This is a genomic window from Prevotella dentasini JCM 15908 (genome assembly GCF_000614065.1).
In the GTDB taxonomy this organism is placed as follows: domain Bacteria; phylum Bacteroidota; class Bacteroidia; order Bacteroidales; family Bacteroidaceae; genus Prevotella; species Prevotella dentasini.
Genome location: NZ_BAKG01000013.1, coordinates 23,144 through 40,350, shown reverse-complemented (window position 1 = coordinate 40,350; position 17,207 = coordinate 23,144). Strand labels below are relative to the sequence as shown.

Below are 17,207 nucleotides of genomic sequence, written 5' to 3'. Positions count from 1 at the left end.
GAATAAATGTATCAATTCCCTTTTTATAGACAGTTCGATTCGATGCAGTGTGGTATAGCCTGCCTGAAAATGGTTTGTGGATTCTACCATAGGGTTTATTCTTTGGAATATCTATCTGATATATGTAGCTCTACAACAGAAGGAGTTTCTATGTTAAGCATAAAGAATACTGCTTCAAGTATTGGGCTAGAGAGTGAATGTGGGAAAATAGATATTAGCAGTATAAAAAAAGTTAAGTCTCCCTGCATTCTTCACTGGAATCAAAACCACTTTGTGGTGTTGTATAAAGTAAAGAAAGGAAAGATTTTCTACATAGCCGACCCTGCTAAAGGACTTGTGAAGTACAACCTTGATGAGTTCAAGAAGCATTGGATCAGCACCCAATCGGGCGGTGAGGAAAAGGGAATTGCGATGTTCTTAGAACCCACACCTGCCTTTTATGAAAAGCAGACAGATGAACAGACAACAGATGAACGCTCGTTTAAGTTCCTCTTTGGCTATATCAAGAAATACCGAAAGTATTTCGGACAGATTGTCTTAGGCCTGTTGGTGGGCAGCCTATTGCAGCTTATCCTGCCTTTCCTCACGCAATCCATTGTGGACGTAGGAATCAAGAACCAAAACATCGGCTTTATTTGGCTGATACTCTTGGCCCAACTGATGCTTACCATAAGTCGAACCGCCATCGACTTTATTCGTCGATGGCTTTTGCTACACATATCGCTGCGCATCAATATCTCATTGGTGAGCGACTTCTTCATCAAGCTCTTAAAGCTGCCGATGTCATTCTTCGATACCAAACTGATGGGCGACCTTATGCAGCGCATGGGTGATCATAGCCGTGTGAATACGTTCCTGACACAGCAGACGCTTAGCATAGTGTTCTCACTCTTTACCTTTGTGGTGTTCAGCATCGTACTGCTGTCCTATAATTGGCTTGTCTTTGCTATCTTTATGTTCGGCAGCTTACTCTATGGCGGTTGGCTTGCACTCTTCCTCAGACGCAGAAAGGTACTCGACTATGAACTCTTTGAGCAGCAAGCCATCAACAACAACAAGACCTACGAGTTTATCACCTCCATGCAGGAGATAAAGCTCCAAGACTGCGAGCAGCGAAGACGCTGGGAGTGGGAGGACGTGCAGGCAGACCTCTTTGGGGTGCAGATGAAGTCGCTGAAACTCCAGCAGACACAAGAGGCAGGAAGTATCTTTATCAACGAACTGAAGAACATCGTCATTACGGTGGTGGCAGCAACAGCCGTCATTCACGGACAACTCACACTGGGTATGATGCTCGCCGTACAGTATATCATCGGACAACTCAACTCACCCGTTGAGCAGTTGATGAGTTTCTTCTATTCGGTGCAGGACGTGAAGATAAGTCTTGAGCGTATCAATGAAATCCACCGCATGAATGATGAGAACGGAAAGCAAGGATTGGAAATGGCAGTGAAAGAAAAAAATCAAGGCATAGACCTTGAAACCGTAAACTTCAAGTACGACCCACACGCACTGAAAACTATCATTGATGATGTAAGCCTCACAATCCCCAAAGGCAAAGTAACAGCCATCGTAGGTGCGTCGGGCAGCGGTAAAACAACGCTCATCAAGCTCGTGCTTGGCTATTATCCCGTATTGGGCGGACAAATCACCATTGGAGGAACTGATGTAAATGCGCTCAACAAAAAATGGTGGCGCAGACAATGTGGCGTGGTGATGCAGGACGGTGTGATATTCTCCGAGAGCATTGCAAGGAACATTGCCGTAGATAATGGAGAGATTGACAAGGAGCATTTGCTGAAAGCTGCCGAGATAGCCTGTATTCACGATTATGTGATGGGGCTGCCCTTAAAATACAACACAAAGATTGGTCGCGATGGTGTGGGCTTGAGTCAGGGACAGAAACAGCGCATCTTGATAGCAAGAGCCGTGTACAAGAATCCCGATTATATCTTCCTTGACGAAGCCACCAACTCGCTCGATGCCAACAATGAGCGCATGATTGTGGAGCATTTGGACGAGTTCTACAAAGGCAAGACAGTAGTTATCGTGGCGCACCGACTAAGTACGGTGAAAAATGCCGACCAGATAGTGGTATTAGATAAAGGCAAGGTGGTGGAAATTGGCAACCACGAAACACTCACATCGAAGCGGGGTGTATACTATAACCTTGTGAAAAATCAATTGGAACTGGGCAACTGACATTAGGAAAGGCAAAACAACTATGGCAGACGACAAGATAGAACTCCGCAGCGAGAAGGTAAGGCACATCATTGGCGAGATACCGTCAAGAATTGTGCGCTATGGCATCACGATTATCACCTTTGTGATATTGGCACTGCTGGTGGGCGCATACTTTATACCTTATCCCGAAACCATCAGTGCAAAGGTACAAATAACAAATGCCCAACAAGGCACAATAAAAATTCCTTATAAATACGTGAATACAATAGCGAGAGGAATGACTGCAAACATCGAATTTGAGGGTTACGATGCTGAAACATACGGAGTTGCCCATGGCATTATAACCGCCACATCGCATACACCCCGACAAACGGAAGTTGTCAGCGTGTTCACGGCACAGGTAAGGATAACGGATTGCAGGTATAAAATTATCAGCGGAATGACGGGCACGGCATCTATACTTGTAAGCAATGAAAGCGTGCTTCAGAGGATAGTCAGGCAAATAACAAATAGCATATAATTCCCTTTTTAACCGTAATAAAGCGGTGAAAGAAGAAAGGCAAATGTAGTTACTGCGTAGTATAATTATTTTGAGTACCCAACTACACGTTAATCCTTTCTCTTTCACCGCTTTAACTCTTATTGTAGTAATGTAGTAAGATATAATCGGTGAAAGAAAAAGGAAATATATCCATCAGTTCTTGGTATTGCCCAACAGGAAGACTGGCGTTACAATGATAGACTCTGTCTGCAATCTTCTACTGATATACTTTCTGAACAAATGCGCTTCCATGCTGTCCAACAGAAAGGACAGGGCGATGATGACAGGAAGCGGATAGAGCGGTGCATAACCTTTGAGTTGTTCGTTGATTATGACTTCCTCCTCACCTGCAACCCTCTCATCGGGATACAGGTTGGAAGATTTTATTATCGTCTGAAGCCTATGATTGAGCTTTTTCCATGTTACACCGAAGAATCTCACAAGCTCACTTTCTGTCATGGCTATCTCGCCTTTACCCTTGCGGACAACCTGCATATTATTGCCCCAATCAAAGATACTGCGATGATTGTACGTGTCGGTCATTGTTTTTGGTCTATAGCTCGTATTCATGCCGTTTCCTCCATTTTACAGATTGGTATATCCGAAAGTTCACAAGCCTCTCTCTCCGTAATGTCTCTCTTCATTGCCGATTGTTTGGCAATGAGCCTGTCCATATCCTCCGAGATCTTGTTGTCCGTCACCTGTGCATAAATCTGCGTGCTTGATATGGAAGCGTGCCCCATCATCTTGGCTATGCTCTCAATAGGTATGCCTGCACTTAGGCTCATCGTACCGAAAGTATGCCTTGCAACATGGTACGACAATCTCTGTCTGATACCGCAAGCCTTGCCCACGATGCACAGGTTTTTGCCCATCACGCTACGGCTGCAATGTGGTTGGAAGACAAGGGTTTCACCTTTTTCTTTCATCGTCTGCTGCACTTCGTCTCTTTCCTGCTCATTCCTGCAATGGCTGATGATGGCTTCTGCTACGGGATGCAGCGGTACGACAAACTCGACCTTTGTCTTCTGACGCTCCTTGCGTATATACCTCTGTCCGTCTGCTGCCGTTTGGATATGCCTGTATTCTAAACTTTCCATGTCAGCGATAGCCAACCCTGTAAAGCAGGAAAAGACAAACATCAGCCGTGCCAGTTCCGCTTCTCTGTCGTTCATCCTCATTGCCATAATCTTCATTACATTGCTTTTCTGCAGGAAGCGTATTCTCTTTTCCTCCTTCTCATACTTGGCATGCTCAAAGGGATTGCAGCGGATTATTCTTTGGCTCACTGCCCTAAACATCAGTCGGCTCAGCCAACAAAGGTAACGGTTAATAGTCGATGCTGCATATTCACGCTTCTTCAAGAAGAAACGAAATTCCTCGAACATCTTCTCTGTGATGGCAGTAATGGGTATATCCTCGTTCCCTCTGTCATTGACAAACTCTGTGAGCATCTTGTCTGAGTAATACAGGTTCTGATAAGTTCCCACTGCCTTTGACTTACCTACTGACTCTTTGACGGATTGCAGTTCCGCCTTGCTCATGGCAAGGAGCATTGTTGGATTAGTGGCAATGCCTTGCAAGCGGCTCTTGATAAGTTCTACGCTAACCACTCCGTCCCTCGCCAGTATGTCTCGATAGGTTTTCTTTACCAATTCCCTGAACTCATTGATTCTTTGGTTTGTCTTCTTGTTGGTTGTCAGCCCTTGTTTAGTGTTCCACTCGGAGGGCTGGCACTCTTCTCCTGTGGTAATGGCTGCGCTCTTTCCGTCTATGGTGATACGGCAGAGAATGGCGGTGTTGCCGTCCGCCTTTGTCTTCTGTCTGTTGATATAGAACAGTATCTTGAATGTACTTCTCATAATGGTCTTGATTGAATTGTCCGTGTTTTATTTGACTAAATACTATGTTAAATGAAAGCAAATGGTCAGATAGCCAGTTGCATATCTTCAGTGAAAGAAAGGAAGCGGTCAAACTCCTCAAAGAGTTTCTGTGGTGTTACTTTTGCATAGCGCTCGGTCATACTTACGTTGCTATGTCCGAGCATCTTGCTCACTGTTTCAATGGGCACGCCCTGTTCAAGCGTGATGAGCGTTGCGAAAGTGTGCCTTGCGGTATGCGTGGTAAAGGGAAACGATATACCTGCACGAAGCCGCAGGGCTTTCAGGCAGGTCTGGTAGTTCTTGTACTTCATATATGGAAGCAGCGTTTCCCTTTCACCGCTGTGGAGTTTCTCCATCAGCCTAATAACTTCGGGCAACAATTTGATACGGCAAAGCACACCAGTCTTCTGGCGGTTGAACTTCAGCCACAAACTTCCCTCGTCATCACGGACAAGATGCTTCTTGCCAAGTTCCATCAAATCGCAATACGCAGCACCTGTATAACAGGCAAAGAGGAAAATATCCCTTGCCGTTTCCAAATCCTCCTCCAAATCACCAAATTGCAACGCTTTCAAACCATCCAACGACTCCTTATCAAGAGCCTTTGGAACTTTCTTGTCTCCCCTTTCTATGTGGGCTTTGTCAAACATCAGAGTATCGGCTATCCCCTCACGATATGCCAACTTGCAGACAGTTTTCAAATGGGATGCCACTGCGAAGAAAGAACTTTCTTGGAAACCGCATATTCCCAAGTAGTATTGGCGAAACTCATAGATGAAGTTCTCTGTCAATTGTGAGAAAGTCAGATCAGAAACCTTGTATTTCTTCTGAATGAACTCCTGCAAGCGGTTTCTCGTAGAATGATAACTTAACAGGGACTCTTTCTTGATATCCACACCGATATGGCTTTCTTTCTCCTTGATGAGCATATCAAGCCTCTCAATGAGCATGCACCGTGTTTGCACACTCCCTTGAAACTGCTCCTTCACGTCGGTTGCGTCAAACGGACAGCCTTTGGAAAGCAAGGATTGATAAGCCGACTGAACTGACAAAAGCAGATTCTCCAACCTGCCGTTTATCTCCACCGCCTCACGGCTCTTTCCGTCCATTCTACTTTCACGGGGATTCCACAAGTCAGGATTGCAGGAGAGCTTACAATTGAACTGCGCAACATTCCTTCCAAGTGTGATACGTCCCATAATCGGAGCCTTCCCTGACTTGTCGAGACCGCTCTTTTTGAGGTAGAGCAACACCTTCATTTTCTCGTGTTTCATACGCTTTAATATTTGTGGGCAAAGTTACCCGAATTAAAGCGTTCCTCACTTATGCAGAAAACTGCCAACCGAAGCAACAGCCACAAGAGCGAAAATAATTCAGTTACCGAACATTACTCCATCGTTACCTATCCCAAAATCGGGTAACGCTCTGGTAACTGAACTTCTGCCTAAATCTGCATATTCCTGCCCTTTTTGAAAAGAGTACTTCTATGCAAACCGTTTCGTTTCTCACTCATTATCAGCTAGTTTGCGCCAACTTCGATTTCTCTTCATTTTCGTTGATTAGTTACAAGACGAAAAAGGCACTCTCACCACACGAAAAGGGGCTGCCCAACAGACAAAAGAAAATCCGGAAGAACTTCTCCAAGTAGTAGAGAAATCTCTTCCGGATTTTCTTAAATGGGGGGCGATGCCATGCCCACTGCGGCAAGTATCCGCTACTGCCTGTCAACCGGCACTACATCACATTCTTATTTCTTGCCCAAACGACTAAGCCACTTCAATGGCTTCTTGATAAGAGTCTTGAATCCGCCTTCCTCTTTCTTTGCCGTATAGACCTCATCCCTGATGTCATACTTCGTGCTGCGGAGGGGTTCCTTTTCGCCGGGCTTACGCCTGCTCCTCTGTTTGGACTTGGCAGACTTGGCGTTTGCAGACTTTTCTGCCTGCCCACCGCGCTTTCCGCTCGGCTGAGATGCTTTCTTGCCATTCGGCTGGGCCTGCTTGCGGCTGCTTCTCTGTCCGTCTTCGCCCTTCTTCTCTGCCTGCGCGTTCTTTTCTGTCCGCTCACCGTTTCGGGAATCAGTTCCCTTTCGCCGGGAGTTCTGACGCTTCTGTCTTTCCTGACCAGCCTGTCCCTGCTCCTTACCGTCCTGTACCTGCACAGCCGTTACGTTGTCTTTTGGCGTTTCCTGTTTCTGACTGGCAGGACGACGGTTCTTGCTACGCGGCCCGGCAACCTCAGCCTTGACTTCCTGCCCTATCCCTTCCTCTGCAGGACGACTGCCACGCTGGCGGCTCTGACTGCGGCTCTTCTTGTCGCGATGACTCTGTTGGTCGCGGTCTTGGCGGCGACGGCTCTTGGCATCGCGATGCGGCTTGCCCGACGACTTATACTCGGGGCCTTCGCCCAACCTTCCGGAAGCGGCACCTTTTCAACTTCTTTCTCCAAGAATTTCTCTATTTGCTGGAAGTAATAAATATCGTTGTCGCTGACAAAAGTGATGGCTGCACCGTCTCGGTCGGCACGGGCAGTACGCCCTATACGGTGTACATAGTCCTCGGCATCATGCGGTACGTCGTAGTTAATGACCAGCGTGATGTCGTCAATGTCAATGCCACGGGCAATGATGTCGGTAGCCACAAGCACGTCAATCTGCCCACTCTTGAACTTAAACATCATGTCATTGCGTGCGGCCTGATCAAGATCGGAGTGCATTTCGCCACAGTTGATATGCTTCTGACTGAGCGACTGGGCTATCTGCTTCACTTTTTGCTTGGAACCGGAGAATATGATGACACGGTTGAGGTCGCCTGCCTTGAAAATGTTCTTGATGATTCCTATCTTCTGCGTCTCGTGGCAGACGTATGCCATCTGATGAATTTTCTCTGCCGGCTTACTGACGGCGAGCTTTATCTCCACAGGGTTCTTGAGAAGCGTCTTTGCCAGTTCCTCTATCTTCGCAGGCATGGTGGCGGAGAACATAATGGTCTGGCAGGTAGAAGGCAGTTTCTTGGCAATGGTCATAATATCGTCCGAGAAGCCCATGTCCAACATTCGGTCGGCCTCGTCAAGGATGAAAAAGCTGACTTTTGAGAGGTCTACATTACCGAGGGAGATATGCGAGATGAACCGTCCCGGGGTGGCAATGACGAGATCCGCACCAAGCGAAAGGCTCTTCAGTTCCTGATCGTAACGGTTGCCGTCGTTACCGCCATAGACGGCTACGCACGAAATACCGTCGAGATAGTAGGAGAAGCCTTGTATGGCTTGGTCTATCTGCTGGGCAAGTTCACGGGTCGGCGACATGATGACACAGTTAATGGCATCTTCCGGATAGCCTCCGTCGGCCAGTTTGGAAAGCACCGGGAGCAGATAGGCGGCAGTCTTGCCGGTTCCTGTCTGTGCTACACCGAGCACATCCCGGCCCTTCAATATCTCTGGAATACAATTTTCCTGTACGGGAGTACACTCCTCGAAGTGCATATCATAGAGCGCATCGAGGACATTTTCATTCAAATCTAAATCTTCAAATATCATAATTTCTTTTCTTTTTAGGCGGTGGAGGATGGTGGTGAGATGGAATTTAATTGGGTGCCTTACGGTAGCAGAAGTAGGCAATTACCGCAAATATCACGTTCGGAATCCACGCTGCAAGTATCGGAGGGGTATCTGCATTGATTGCAAAGGTTGCAGAAACCGTCTGAAGCATGATGTATCCGAAGCTGAGAGCAAGGCCGATACCGAGATACATGCCCATGCCGCCCTTTCGCTTGCGCGACGAGAGGGAGGCACCTATAATGGTCAGGATGAATGAGGAGAACGACATGACTATTCGCTTGTGGTACTCCACTTCGTATTGTACGACGTTACCCGAACCACGGCTGGTCTGCTTGGAGATGTAATCGAGCAGTTCGGGAGAGGTGAAGGTTTCCTGCTGCCCCTTGGAATAGACAAGGTCGGTCGGTTCCATCATGATAAGCGTATCAAGAACGTCGCCTGTCCTGATATGCTCCTTCAACCTTTCAGCTGTCTGATTTTCCAGTTGCTTGCCTTCCAGTGATACTTTGCGTCTGCCACAGTATCATACTGAATTTCAGTAGCTGTCATGTGGTCTACCAACTTCTTGTTCTCGAAGCGGTCGAGGGAGAATCCATAGCCACGCTTGTACTTGTCGTCGTAGTGCTGAATATAGGCAACGGTATTCTTGCCTACTTGCAGCTGCACATTCTCGGCAGATGTGTTCTTCTTTGAATTACGGTAAAGCGACTCGAAGTTCTGCCGAATAACCGTTCCTTTCGGAATGACAAAGCTGTTAAGATAGAAGGTCAGGCCTGCTATGAGTACACATGAAATCATGTAGGGACGCAACAGCCGGTTGAATGATACCCCGGCAGCAAGCATTGAAATGATTTCGGAGTTACTCGCCAGCTTTGAAGTAAAGAAGATGACGGCAATGAAAACAAAAAGCGGAGAGAAGAGGTTGGAATAATAAGGAATAAAGTTGGCATAGTAGTCAAAGACAATAGCACGCCACGGTGCGTGGTACTGGGTGAACTTGGACAGATTCTCGTTGAAGTCGAAAACAATGGCTATCGAAATTATCAAGAGGATAGAGAAGACGTAAGTCCCTATAAACTTCTTGATGATATACCAGTCAAGCCTCCCCACCATCCTTTTGGGGCTTAACCGTACCAATGCTTCCGGCAACCGGGAAAAAGCCCGACGCCCCCGAGCCACAGCGGCTTGGGTATTTGCCTTTGCTATATTATCCAAAACATCTTTCATAAATTGGCTGATGGTTATAGGGATATGAGGATAAAAATATACAGAAAGAGTCTTGACAAACTGAGAATATAAAATTCTGTGTGACACGTATTGCTATATCAAACCATCCGATTCGTCATTAACATCTATACATTCCATTGCCCGATGCTCCTATACCGTTCTACTTAGATTCTTCTTCCCAACTGCCCGATAACAGATGCCTTCCACTGAACAAAGTCGCCTTGCTCTATGTGCATACGCGCATCGGTTACGAAACGGAGATAGAAAGCAAGATTGTGAATACTGGCAATCTGCATTGCCAACAGCTCACCGGCCTTGAAGAGATGATGGAGATAGGCCTTGGTGGTTAGCCGGTCGATTTCGCAGCCATTGGCATCAACTGGCGAAAAGTCCATCTCCCACTTCTTGTTCCGCATGTTCATCGTACCCTCGTAGCTGAACAGCATCGCATTGCGGCCATTGCGAGTCGGCATTACACAGTCGAACATATCCACTCCACGCTCAATGGCTTCAAGAAGATTCTGCGGTGTGCCGACCCCCATGAGGTAACGGGGTTTGTCTTTAGGCAGGATGCCATTGACAACTTCTATCATTTCGTACATGATTTCTGTCGGTTCGCCTACCGCCAGACCACCAATGGCATTTCCGTCAGCTCCCTTGTCTGCAACGAACTTGGCAGCATCAGCACGCAAGTCCCTGTAGGTGCAACCCTGAACAATTGGGAAAAGACTCTGATGATAGCCATAAAGTGGTTCGGTCTCGTTGAACCGTTTGATGCAACGGTCAAGCCAGCGCTGCGTCATACCCAGACTGCGCTTGGCATATTCGTAGTCGCTCTTGCCCGGAGGACACTCGTCAAGTGCCATCATGATGTCCGCACCTATTATACGCTCGGTATCCATCACATTCTCCGGAGTGAAAACATGCTTCGAACCGTCTATATGGCTGCGGAACTCGCATCCCTCTTCGGATAATTTGCGGATACCCGTGAGCGAAAATACCTGAAATCCACCCGAGTCCGTAAGGATAGGACGATTCCAACCATTAAACCTGTGCAGACCACCTGCCGCCCTTAGCACCTCAAGTCCGGGGCGGAGGTAGAGATGATAGGTGTTTCCGAGGATGATTTGAGCCTTCACCTGATTGACCAACTCAGAAAAGTGGACGCCCTTGACAGTACCTACCGTCCCGACAGGCATAAAGATGGGAGTCTTTATCTGTCCATGAGCAGTTGTTATAAGTCCTGTACGGGCATCGCTTGCCTTGTCGGTACATTGTAGTTCAAACGTCATTTACTTCTCTCCTTTGTTGTCTTCGTCTGATATAGTCAGGTTTACAGGATTTTCGACAAGTTCGTCTGTCAGCGCGAAATCCCATACCTGCTGTATATTTTCCACATAGTGGAAGTCTACACCCTTACGATATTTCTCGGGTATCTCTTCTATATCCTTCCTGTTTTCCTGACACATGATGATGTCGGTAATGCCCGCACGCTTGGCAGCAAGAATCTTTTCCTTGATTCCTCCTACTGGCAATACCTTTCCACGAAGGGTGATTTCCCCTGTCATGGCCGTATTCTTGCGCACCTTGCGTTGAGTAAGTGCAGAGGCAATGCTCGTCGCAATGGTAATGCCTGCGGAAGGACCATCCTTGGGTGTGGCCCCCTCGGGAACGTGAATGTGGATATTCCACTGCTCAAAGATACGATAGTCTACATCCAGAGCGTCAATATGAGCCTTCACGTATTCGAGGGCAATGATGGCAGACTCTTTCATCACATCTCCAAGATTTCCCGTCAAGGTCAGCTTGCCGGCTTTTCCCTTGGACAGCGAAGTCTCTATGAAGAGGATTTCTCCGCCGACGCTTGTCCACGCCAAGCCCGTTACAACTCCAGCATAGTCGTTGCCTTGATAGATGTCGCGGTAGAAAGGCGGCTTACCGAGCAGGCCTTCCAACTCTACAGGTGTTATCTTGTCGTATGAAAGTTGCCCGTCTATCGCCTGTTTGTAGGCAAGTTTCCGCAATGCCTTGTTGACCTGCTTCTCCAACTGGCGCACACCGCTCTCGCGTGTATAGCTTTCAATTACCTTTTCCAAAGCTTGTTTGGTGAATTTCAACTTTGGGGCGAAGAGGTCAAGCCCGGTATTTGATAATTCCTTTGGGAAGAGATGTCGCTTTGCTATCTCTATTTTCTCCTCAGTAATATATCCCGATACCTCAATAATTTCCATACGGTCAAGTAACGGACGGGGAATCGTGTTGATATCATTGGCCGTAGCTATGAAAAGTACCTTGGACAAATCGTAGTCCACATCAAGATAGTTGTCGTGGAAAGCATTGTTTTGCTCAGGGTCCAACACTTCAAGCAATGCCGACGACGGGTCGCCATTAACCGTGCTTTGGGTAACCTTGTCTATTTCGTCAAGAATAAACACCGGATTGGAAGAGCCGGCTTTCTGAATATTCTTGAGTATACGACCGGGCATCGCCCCTATGTAGGTACGTCTATGTCCACGGATTTCCGACTCATCATGGAGTCCTCCTAACGACATGCGCACGTATTGGCGCTTCATCGACTCGGCGATGCTCTTGCCAAGACTTGTCTTTCCTACACCGGGAGGCCCATAAAGACAAAGGATAGGCGACTTATTGCTTCCCTTCAGCTGCAAGACCGCCATGTACTCAAGGATGCGCTCCTTCACTTTCTCCATGCCGTAATGGTCTCGGTCAAGCACTTTCTTCGCCCGTTTAAGGTCCAAGTCGTCCTTGGTATACTCATTCCATGGCAGGCTGACCATCGTTTGGAGATAGTTTACCTGTACACTGTAATCAGGACTCTGAGGATTGAGCGTATCAAGTTTGGCTAACTCTTTCTTGAAAAGTTTGGCAACATCTTCCGACCATTTCTTTTTCTCGGCCTTCTCTCGCAGTTCCTTCTTCTCAGGAGCGGAATCTCCGTCCCCCAGTTCTTCCTGTATGTTCTTGATTTGTTGATGGAGAAAATACTCGCGCTGTTGTTCATCGAGGTCTTCCCGAGTCTTGGTGCGGATATTCTGACGCAGGTGCTGAAACTGTATCTCACGGTTCAGCACCTTCATCAGGCCAAAAAGGCGATGCTTGACAGAACTTTCCTCCAGCAAACGAATCTTGTCGCTGACACTAAACGGCATGTTACTGCAAACGTAGTTGACAGATACGACAGCATTGCTGATATTATCAAGAGCAAACTGTGAGTCGTCGGGGATTTCATCGCTTCCGTGTATGTACTCCTTTGCCGTCATTTTCATATCATTAACGGCCGTAATAAACTCCGTATCATCAGCATCGACAAGTTCATCGGGCATGGGCGTCGTTGTTCCCGTCATAAAAGACCTACCCGAAGTCAGCGTATCCAGACGACATCTGCCCAATCCCTGCAAGATAGCCGTGCGGCTCTCTCCATTCGGACTTCCCGGCATGTCGAAAGCACGAACCAGCCTCGCATAGATGCCTGTATGATAGAGATCTTTCTCTTCCGGCTCTTCAACATTCCCATCACGCTGACTGACCACGGCAAAGACCATACCCGGATGTTGCTCAAGATATTTTACCAGTGCGAGGGTTGCTTTCCGACCAACCAGTACCGGTGAAAGCACGCCCGGAAACATGACCAGATTGCGTGTGATAAAGACAGGCACTTCGCCTTCAACCTTCACGTCGAAGCTGGGCATATCGCCTTCATAGTCGGCAAACATCTGTATCGAACTATTTTGCTTCATTAAGTTTCTATTTTCGTTTTTGACGTGCAAAAGTACGAAAATAAAACGAAAGAGTGTACGATTAGCCCATCTTTAATCTTAATAATACCTAATATAATGCCTTGAGGGTTTATGCGGAAGCAGAAAGATTATCACTTTATGTAAAAATCTTTCGTAATATGACTATACCATTCCGAACGATTCCCATCCTCATTCATAAGAACCTCTTCCTCTACCAAAGCCGTATGGCTACCTTGCTTCAGTTCCAAAATGCAACGAAGCGGACGTTTATTCTTCTTAGTCCTTATATATAAACATTTTGAGACTGATAATCCAAGAATTACAGCTTCACTCTCAAGAGAAGCCTTAGCATCGGAAGGGATTATGACTGACAATGTTCCAACAGGGGAGAGAAGACGGAGCGAATGGCAGATAAGGTCATAGAACGATAGTGTGTCCGTATGTCTTGCCATAGCTTTTAATCGGTCAGGATTTTTCAAAGAATTTTGAAAATAAGGCGGATTACTCACAATGACATCATAGAGAGGCCGCTCTCCTTCTTTGGCAAACTCCTGAAACCTTGCGCAATAAGCCCGGACACGCTCCTTAAAAGGCGATGATTCTATATTCTCCCGAGCCTGACCAACGGCCCGGGCATCCACATCAATAGCATCAACCACGGCTTCCGGGAAACGCTGTGCCATCATCAGAGCTATCAATCCCGTTCCTGTACCGACATCAAGAATCCGTTTGCCACCTGCTGCACATGCACCAAGAAGAACTCCGTCCGTCCCCACCTTCATGGCACAATGGTCCTGCTCTATGTGGAATTCCTTGAAAGTAAACCCCATCAGATATTCAATTTGCGCAGCAGAGTCTTGTTCAGAGCCTGAAATTTACGGCTTTGTCTGGTAATATCCCTGCGTATCATGTCAATGTTGGAGAACAATTCGGAAAATGCCGTCTGTAGAATGTTCGGCTGACGCTGCGATTTTTCATCATTCGGATTGACTATAATGTCTATCCCCTTCGGCACCAAGGATATATCTATGTCCTTATCCGCCATGACCGGGTCTCCATCATAGTGAATCACTCCTGCCTCCTTGCGGTGGACATGGATATGCTTTGCCTTGAACGTCTTAATCTTCAGGTTCTTGTCAAGCGTCTTGTTGAACATTTCAATGGCTACCTGCGGAGCTTCTATCACGTCAAACGGCTCCATTATAATAATGTCAAGAAGTCCGTCGCTCATTGACGCCTGCGGAGCGATATAGGCATTATTGCCATACTGCGAGGCATTGGCCGCCGAGACAAGAAAAGCCTTATAATGGTGTATTCCTTCCTCGTCCTCTATCTCGTAGGTCTGCGGCTCGTACTTAAGCCCCTCCTCCAATATCTTCTGGGCGTAGGTGATGGGGCCCCGCTTTCCTGCCTCTGCAAACTTCATGGATATAAATGCGTCGAAGCCCATGCCGCAGGTGCAGAAAAAAGGCATCCCATTGATGATTCCATAATCCAGCCGATGGATGGTACAGACATTGATGATGTCAACACTCTTCTTAACATTCAACGGCAGTGCCAGATGGCGTGCCAGCCCGTTTCCCGAACCACAGGGAATTATTCCCATTGCCGTATGCGTATTGACAAGCGACCTCCCGACTTCGTTTACGGTACCGTCGCCTCCCACAGCCACCACAACGTCGACACCATTGTCTACCGCTGCCTTTGCCAATTCGGTGGCGTGCCCGGCATACTGGGTAAAAGCTATCTGGCAGTCAAACTTTTCCTTATCCAGACGCTCGTCGATTATTCCGGGAATCCCAGCCTTGCTAACAGTTCCCGAAATTGGGTTCATTATAAAAAGAATACTCTTCTTCATTTCGGCGTAATTCTCATACTGAACCGACAAAATTACAATTTTATATGCAACCATTCAATTTTATAGCATAAAAAATAGCTCAAAAGTCAGTTTTCTACACAAAATGTGCTGATTATCATAGTAATTTAGTATCTTTGCACCCTAAAAAGAAAGAAAAATAGTACATCACCTTATTAATAAATGGGACAGTTACAAGAAAAGTACAAGAATTACCGTGATCCGCAAAAGTTTATGGATGCCGGGGTGTATCCTTACTTTCGTGAGATTACGAGCAAGCAGGGGACGGAAGTTACCGATATAAACGGAAACGAAATCCTGATGTTTGGTTCTAACGCATACACAGGATTACCAAACGACCAACGGGTCATAGATGCTGCCCACCGCGCCTTGGAGCAATACGGCTCAGGATGCGCAGGAAGTCGTTTCCTCAATGGGACACTTGACTTGCACGTACAACTCGAAAAAGAACTTGCCGCCTTTGAAGGTAAGGACGAGGCTTTGTGCTTTTCTACAGGCTTCTCTGTTAATGCCGGTGTACTGGCTATGGTTGTCGGGCGCGGCGATTATGTCATCTGCGACGACCGCGACCATGCAAGCATTGTAGACGGGCGACGTCTCAGCTTTGCCACTCAGCTCCACTACAAGCATAACGACATGGAAGACTTGGAGCGTGTATTGCAGAAACTCCCAGAAGACGCCATCAAGCTGATTGTCGTAGACGGTGTTTTCTCCATGGAGGGCGACTTGGCCAATCTGCCGGAGATTGTCAAGCTCAAGCACAAATACAACTGTTCCATCATGGTTGACGAGGCTCATGGCCTCGGTGTATTCGGCCGGCAAGGGAGAGGGGTCTGCGACCATTTCGGGCTGACCGACGAGGTAGACCTCATCATGGGCACATTCTCCAAGAGCCTCGCCTCCATCGGTGGGTTTATTGCTTCAGACAGCGATACCATCAACTTTCTCCGCCATACATGCCGAACCTATATCTTCTCGGCAAGCAACACACCGGCAGCAACTGCCGCGGCACTTGAGGCACTCCGTATTCTTGAGAAGGAGCCGGAGCGCATTGAGAAACTTTGGAAAGTTACCAACTACGCCCTGAAGCGTTTCCGCGAGGAAGGATTCGAGATAGGAGACACCGAGAGTCCCATCATTCCGCTCTACGTGCACGATGTACACAAGACCTTCATCGTAACAAAAATGGCATACGAAGCCGGTGTATTCATCAACCCGGTCATTCCACCGGCCTGCGCACCGCAGGACACTTTAGTCCGCTTCGCACTGATGGCAACACACACAGAAGAGCAGGTAGAACGTGGCGTTCAGGCGTTGAAGAAGATTTTCGTAGAAGAAGGAATCATCAAATAACCCTTCCCCCTCATATATAGAATAAAGAGATGGCTATCCGAACGAACGCCATCTCTTTTTTGTTTAATCCTCCCGGGCAAGACAAACACAATCTACAAACAGGAATCCACTCTGCCAGAAGAAACCAAAACAAACGTAATAGAAACATACTCACCACTGAAAAATTATCCCGAAAAAACAAAATAACAACCTGAACTTAACATTAGGCCAAACAAGCCCGATTAGCCTCAAGAACGAAAGTGCCGTTTTCGTCCTGTGAAAACGGCACTTTGACAATGCGAAAACGGCACTTCCGCTGTACGGCCATATCTTATTCGTTTTTCTTCAAGACATCTGCAAACAAAACATAAAACGATAACTATCCCACCACGGTCTGTCATACAGATACCGACTCTAAAACAGAGCAATAACGAGATAAACTGGTCTGGTCGTCCACCTTTTTGTTAAATAATGCAAAACACCTTTGTGTACAAGCAATAAAATGATAACTTTGTAAACATGAAATACAAATCCTGCGACTAAACAACAAGCACTGCCCATGGCAGTCTTATCAGATTTATTATTTTAACAAACTTAATTTACAAAAGATGGAAAGGATTTTTTATGTATCCCTTGCCCGTTCCCAGTCAGGGATGGAGGCTTGCAGGAATCCCGATGGTATCAGCATCGGGTTGTCAGACAACAAGCAGAAATTACACCTCTGCCGATGGCTTTGTCATCTCCAACACGCCTAACCGGCTAATACACGGCAAACTATTCACCCAAACAGGCTTACACGACTATGACAGACTATCTACATCCAGTCCTCTACACCTGTTTATAAAACA

The 17,207-nt window shown here is 47.0% G+C and carries 11 protein-coding genes and 2 pseudogenes; 4 read left to right on the top strand and 9 right to left on the bottom strand.

Translation table 11 applies throughout. The features are described 5' to 3' along the window. Positions 1-6: 6 nt before the first annotated feature. Both JCM15908_RS07710 and JCM15908_RS07705 read left to right on the top strand, forming a co-directional pair. A complete protein-coding gene (locus JCM15908_RS07710; protein WP_025002904.1) occupies positions 7-2,202 on the top strand; it encodes a peptidase domain-containing ABC transporter in 2,196 nt (731 codons plus the stop codon). Between the two features lie 22 nt (positions 2,203-2,224). Next, entirely contained in the window at positions 2,225-2,704 is a 480-nt protein-coding gene (locus JCM15908_RS07705; RefSeq protein ID WP_025002903.1) for a hypothetical protein, read from the top strand. Between the two features lie 174 nt (positions 2,705-2,878). On the opposite strand, the gene JCM15908_RS07700 is transcribed toward JCM15908_RS07705, so the two are convergent. From JCM15908_RS07700 to JCM15908_RS07655, 9 genes and pseudogenes are all read right to left on the bottom strand, one after another. Further along, on the bottom strand, positions 2,879-3,268 hold the full coding sequence (locus JCM15908_RS07700) for a hypothetical protein (protein ID WP_234396412.1): 390 nt from the start codon (positions 3,266-3,268) through the stop codon (positions 2,879-2,881). A 23-nt stretch (positions 3,269-3,291) separates the two neighbouring features. Beyond that, complete coding sequence (locus JCM15908_RS07695; protein ID WP_025002901.1) at positions 3,292-4,587, bottom strand: site-specific integrase; 1,296 nt, start codon at positions 4,585-4,587, stop codon at positions 3,292-3,294. 65 nt (positions 4,588-4,652) lie between these two features. Then, complete coding sequence (locus JCM15908_RS07690; RefSeq protein ID WP_025002900.1) at positions 4,653-5,882, bottom strand: site-specific integrase; 1,230 nt, start codon at positions 5,880-5,882, stop codon at positions 4,653-4,655. Positions 5,883-6,355: 473 nt separating this feature from the next. After that, positions 6,356-8,145, bottom strand: a pseudogene (locus JCM15908_RS13035) (DEAD/DEAH box helicase). Positions 8,146-8,191: 46 nt separating this feature from the next. Beyond that, positions 8,192-9,279 (bottom strand): annotated as a pseudogene (locus JCM15908_RS13030) (LptF/LptG family permease). A 278-nt stretch (positions 9,280-9,557) separates the two neighbouring features. After that, positions 9,558-10,685: a tRNA guanosine(34) transglycosylase Tgt gene (gene tgt, locus JCM15908_RS07670; RefSeq protein ID WP_025002899.1), complete on the bottom strand. Its 1,128-nt coding sequence runs from the start codon at positions 10,683-10,685 to the stop codon at positions 9,558-9,560. Continuing rightward, positions 10,686-13,151: an endopeptidase La gene (gene lon, locus JCM15908_RS07665; protein ID WP_025002898.1), complete on the bottom strand. Its 2,466-nt coding sequence runs from the start codon at positions 13,149-13,151 to the stop codon at positions 10,686-10,688. A gap of 131 nt (positions 13,152-13,282) precedes the next feature. Beyond that, on the bottom strand, positions 13,283-13,981 hold the full coding sequence (locus JCM15908_RS07660; RefSeq protein ID WP_025002897.1) for a tRNA1(Val) (adenine(37)-N6)-methyltransferase: 699 nt from the start codon (positions 13,979-13,981) through the stop codon (positions 13,283-13,285). Next, positions 13,981-15,009, bottom strand: coding sequence for a diacylglycerol/lipid kinase family protein (locus JCM15908_RS07655; RefSeq protein ID WP_025002896.1), 1,029 nt, complete (start codon positions 15,007-15,009; stop codon positions 13,981-13,983). Before JCM15908_RS07655 ends, JCM15908_RS07660 begins: the two co-directional genes overlap by 1 nt. Before the next feature lie 180 nt (positions 15,010-15,189). Here JCM15908_RS07655 and spt point away from each other — a divergent pair, with 180 nt between their 5' ends. Continuing rightward, positions 15,190-16,380: a serine palmitoyltransferase gene (gene spt, locus JCM15908_RS07650; RefSeq protein WP_025002895.1), complete on the top strand. Its 1,191-nt coding sequence runs from the start codon at positions 15,190-15,192 to the stop codon at positions 16,378-16,380. Between the two features lie 587 nt (positions 16,381-16,967). Further along, positions 16,968-17,114, top strand: coding sequence for a hypothetical protein (locus tag JCM15908_RS14815; RefSeq protein WP_159101323.1), 147 nt, complete (start codon positions 16,968-16,970; stop codon positions 17,112-17,114). Positions 17,115-17,207: the final 93 nt, after the last annotated feature.